We start from the raw sequence: 3,868 nt of genomic DNA on the forward strand, positions 1-3,868 counted from the left end.
ACCCCGTGCTTTCAACCCTGAGCAAGCTCGGCCCACGCGAAATCGTAGGGCCGGCTTTTTACATATAGCAGTTATAAGTGCGCATATGTTATACTGGCATACTGTATGTTTTGCATACTATATACAGTTATTTTTCAATGTGGAAAGGTAGTCGATGACGTTTATCTCTCGTGCAATACGCTACATTCTGAGGAAACGAATAAAAACATTAATAGTTTTCATTGTTCTATTTCTTATTTCAACATTATTATTTGCAATTTCTGCTGTTTCGAGTGCTGCTAATAAAGAGGGTCAAAAAGTTGAAGCTCAAGCAGAATCTAGTTTCGTACTTGCAAATAATCCGCAAGTAAATCCTGGAACTCCTAGAGGAGCTGGAACTGTAAAACCTAAAGATGTACGAGCAATCGCAAAGTTGCAGGGAGTTGCCTCGTACGTGGTTCGGCAAAATGTAACAGCGGATTTAGTTAATGCCAAAGCTGCGAGAATTCCAGGCGTTCAGGATTATGATCAAAAGCGCGAGCAGCAGTTTGGCAATGCAGTTAATATTGAAGGAACCAATAATTCTGCTGCTCTTAATGCGTTTAAAACAAAAGCAATAACCGTATCTAAAGGTAGGCATTTGCTCGCTAGCAATGTTCACGCATCTCTTATTCATGAAGATCTTGCTAAAGCTAATGGATTGCATGTAGGAGATGCTCTTACACTTCGCGCTAATCCTTACGATGCCGACAATATTAACCAATCAACTGCAACCGTAAAAACTCGTATTGTTGGAATTTATGCTGGAGCAAATAAGCGACAAGTTGCAACTAGAGCGGAGCTTACTGCCAATACTGTGTATACGGATTTGCAAACTACGCGCGAATTGTATAAATATAAGCCAGGAAAAGAAATATATCAGGACGCAAGTTTTAGGGTAAAGCGCGGTGAGGATGCGGATAATATTATGGCACAAGCTGCCAAATTGCCTATTGATTTGCAAAATTATCAGCTAACTCGTGACGATCAGTTCGTTGCTGGCTTATTGAGAGTCGCTAAAGGCGTTCATTCAATGATGACTATTACGACTATTGCTGTAATATCTTTCGCTATTATTGCGCTTGGATTGGTGCTTTTGTTGTGGATGAATGAGCGACGCCATGAGATTGGTGTATTTACTGCGATTGGCAACAGCAAGCTGTCTATAGTTTGTCAGTACGCTAGCGAGGTTCTACTTATTGCAATACCTTCGCTAGTTGTTGGGTACTTTTTTGCAAAAATCATAGCTCCGTGGATGAGTGCTGCTGCGCTCGGATCCGTAAAATCTGCGGCTGCTAATGATTTGAGCACTATGGGCCAAGCTGGTGGGAATCTTGAATCAACGTTGGCAACTAGGACTTTGGACAAACTTATTGTGCAAGTAGATTTACAGTGCTTTGTTGGAGTTTCGGCAATAGTATGTGCGGTAGTTGTTGCTGTAGTAGTGCTGTCGTATTTGCCAATGATGTGCAAATCTCCTCGAGAACTGCTTGGATTGCAAAAATAAAAAATTGCGTATTTTTTAGCAAGTTTTAGCAATTTTTAGCAAGTACTAGCAAGTTTTAGCAAAGTTTATCAAGTTTATAAAAGTTTATTTGGAGTGATTATGAGTGTTGGTGTAATTTCTTTATGCTCTAGAGCGTGGCTTGCAATATTTCGCAAGCCTCGACGCAACGCAATAATTGTGCTGATTATGACTCTTGTTTTAAGCGCGCTAGTTTCGCAAGCTGGTATTAGTGCTTCTGTTGATGGTGCTAGGGATCGTCTTCAATCCAGTATTGGTTTGGGTTTTACTGTACGAGCAAAAACGCGCGGTGAAACTCTTCCAGAGAAAAGTAACGCAAATTCTAATTCTGCTGCTACGTCTAATTCTCCAATTCCGCAAGATTTGGACGCGAATGAAGGAATTGCCTCTAGCCAAATTCGTAAATTTGCTGCGATTCCGGGCGTAAAAACTGTAGTGGAAGAGCGCGATGTTTTAGCTACGCCTGTTGGAAAGCAACTTGTGCTTCCTGCGCAGGGTCCTAGACTAGACGATGATGTTTTGGCTCATGCTGCCGGAATTACTGGTACAACAGATTCCCGATTATCTCAAGGTTTTCAAGAAGGATTGTACCGTTTAGTGCAGGGTGAGCATATTACTAATCGTTCTGCGGGTAGTGCAATAGTGCATCGTGATTTTGCTAAGAAGAATAATCTTAAGATTGGCTCTACTATAACTCTTAAGCAGGGGTTTAATGTAAAAGTTAGCGTTGTTGGCATTTTTGCCGGCAAATTGCAAACTAAGGGAGCACTTCCTTCGGATACTTCAGAAAATCGCATATTTACTGACTTAAGTTCGGCGTTGTCTTTAGCTGGCTCTTCTAAGCGAAGTGTTTTGCGCTGTGCTGTTGAGCGTTCTGATTTATTAGCTAATGCAATACGTGATGCTAAAAGTATTGCCGGAAAGTGGGCTGATGTAGAGCAGAATGCTTCGCAATTGTCTGGTGTAATAAACTCAGTTAATTCTGTACAACAACTTGTGCGAATGATTTTCGTTGCGTTAAGTTTTGTTGGCGTTTTAGTGCTTGGACTTGTACTAGTGTTCTGGGTTAGGGCACGTATGCACGAGATTGGCGTACTTATGTCTATTGGATTGTCGAAAGCTGCAATAGTTAGCCAATTGCTTGTTGAAATAGTAATACTTAACATTGTGTCATTCGTTATTTCGCTGGGATTGGGTGCTGCTTTTTCTGGCGTTATTGGTTCTGCGATTTTGCATAGTGCAAATTCGTCATTTATTGCGGATGGTGTTGCAGTGTTGCCGTTGACTCAAACATTTACTGCTTTTGTTATGGGTTTGCTTATTTCAATAGTTGCGTTGATTGTTGCAGTGCTGCCAATCTTAATAAAGAAGCCGCGGCAAATACTAAGCGCTATGAGTTAGCAGAAGCACAATCGCATAAATGAAGCGAATCTCATAAATGAATCAAATCGTATAAATGAAGCACAATCGCATAAATGAAGCGAATCTCATAAATGAATCAAATCGTATAAATCATATTTAAATTATGTAAAAATAAGGAGCTTATTATGTCGACTTTATTGCAATTAAAAAATGTGAAGTATACTTATGGACCTGCAAATATTGCAGTACTAAATGACGTTAATGCAGAGTTTGAAACTGGCAAAATGTACAGTATTATGGGAGCTTCCGGAGCTGGAAAGTCTACTATGCTTTCGCTTTTAGCTGGATTAGATACTCCGTATAGTGGAGAAGTGCTTTTTAATGGTGAAAATATTGCAAAAACAGGATATTGTGAGCATCGCAAAAAGCATATCTCGCTTGTTTTTCAGAATTTTAATCTTATTGACTATTTGACACCATTAGAAAATTTGCGATTAGTAAATTCGCATGCGGATGCTCAAGTGCTAGTAGATCTTGGGTTGACGAAGGAAGAAATAAATCGCAATGTTACGCAACTTTCCGGCGGTCAGCAGCAGCGTGTTGCAATTGGGCGAGCCTTGGTATCTTCTGCACCGGTAATTTTAGCGGATGAGCCTACAGGCAGCCTTGACCCTGCAACAACTAAAGAAGTTATTACAATATTAAAGAATCTTGCTAGCAAACATGGCAAATGTGTGATTGTAGTTACGCACGATTCGAAAGTTGCGTCTCAAGCTGACGTAAAGTACGTGCTAAAAAATAAGCAACTAAAGCAAAAATCTGCTTGAGCGCTTAAGCCGGTGTAGAGCAACATTCGTGCAGATGGCGTACTGCGCGCGTGTCGGAAGATTGGTGTTTTGCGACATTGGTGCAGATTGTGCGCTGCGTGAGTGCTTTGACCGAGCTTGAAATCATTGGGATTTC

3 protein-coding genes are annotated in these 3,868 nt (G+C 40.7%); all 3 read left to right on the forward strand.

Translation table 11 applies throughout. The features are described from left to right. The first annotated feature begins 154 nt into the window (after positions 1-154). Positions 155-1,525 (forward strand): ABC transporter permease, encoded by a 1,371-nt coding sequence (locus HMPREF3208_RS04670; protein ID WP_064347439.1) that lies wholly within the window; start codon positions 155-157, stop codon positions 1,523-1,525. Positions 1,526-1,624: 99 nt separating this feature from the next. Next, positions 1,625-2,944, forward strand: a complete 1,320-nt coding sequence (locus HMPREF3208_RS04675; protein ID WP_064347441.1) for an ABC transporter permease — start codon at positions 1,625-1,627, stop codon at positions 2,942-2,944. Positions 2,945-3,090: 146 nt separating this feature from the next. After that, positions 3,091-3,732, forward strand: a complete 642-nt coding sequence (locus HMPREF3208_RS04680) for an ABC transporter ATP-binding protein (protein ID WP_064347443.1) — start codon at positions 3,091-3,093, stop codon at positions 3,730-3,732. Positions 3,733-3,868: the final 136 nt, after the last annotated feature.

It is taken from the genome of Gardnerella vaginalis (assembly GCF_001546485.1).
GTDB classification, from domain to species: domain Bacteria; phylum Actinomycetota; class Actinomycetes; order Actinomycetales; family Bifidobacteriaceae; genus Bifidobacterium; species Bifidobacterium vaginale_D.

Coding starts and splice junctions, on each gene's coding strand:
- HMPREF3208_RS04670 (WP_064347439.1), top strand. CDS start 155: ATGACGTTTATCTCTCGTGCAATACGCTACATTCTGAGGAAACGAATA.
- HMPREF3208_RS04675 (WP_064347441.1), top strand. CDS start 1,625: ATGAGTGTTGGTGTAATTTCTTTATGCTCTAGAGCGTGGCTTGCAATA.
- HMPREF3208_RS04680 (WP_064347443.1), top strand. CDS start 3,091: ATGTCGACTTTATTGCAATTAAAAAATGTGAAGTATACTTATGGACCT.